The organism is Spirosoma gilvum (genome assembly GCF_054776815.1).
The window spans coordinates 1-567 of the sequence record NZ_BAAHBH010000048.1; the positions used below are offsets into that span (position 1 = coordinate 1).

A 567-nucleotide genomic window follows, 5' to 3' on the forward strand; every position below is an offset into this window, starting at 1 on the left:
ATGGAAGTTGGGGGGACCTGAAGTGGGAAGTAACAGTCTTATCAGGGTAAACTCGGTAACTAGGGCTAAGTCGTAACAAGGTAGCCGTACCGGAAGGTGCGGCTGGAACACCTCCTTTTTGGAGCCGTTTAGTTGCTCAAGTTGATGTCAATACGCAAAGAAACTGGGCTTGTAGCTCAGGTGGTTAGAGCGCTACACTGATAATGTAGAGGTCCGTGGTTCGAGTCCACGCAGGCCCACAAACAAGCTTATGGGGGATTAGCTCAGCTGGCTAGAGCACCTGCTTTGCAAGCAGGGGGTCAACGGTTCGAATCCGTTATTCTCCACATGAACCATTCGGGTTCATATGTTCTTTGACCTACGAAGAGAGACAATACATCGAAAGATGTTAGTTGATGGTAGACATTTACTGTTTACTGAAAGTTGTAGCATAATTAGAAAAAGCGAAATTGAACACGCAATGCAAGGGCGTCTGGGGGATGCCTAAGGCTTCTGATGGCGATGAAGGACGTGGCAAGCGACGAAACGCTGAGGGGACCCGCTGGCAGGGGCTGATCCTTGGGTATC

Annotated in this window: 2 tRNA genes and 2 rRNA genes; all 4 read left to right on the forward strand. The window is 49.6% G+C overall.

The features are described 5' to 3' along the window. Nucleotides 1-118 (forward strand): 16S ribosomal RNA (locus ACYVFD_RS36005); the annotation flags it as partial. Nucleotides 119-165: 47 nt separating this feature from the next. Beyond that, nucleotides 166-239, forward strand: a tRNA-Ile gene (locus ACYVFD_RS36010). Nucleotides 240-252: 13 nt separating this feature from the next. Beyond that, nucleotides 253-326, forward strand: a tRNA-Ala gene (locus tag ACYVFD_RS36015). 125 nt (nucleotides 327-451) lie between these two features. Beyond that, nucleotides 452-567: ribosomal RNA gene (locus ACYVFD_RS36020) — 23S ribosomal RNA — on the forward strand; the annotation flags it as partial.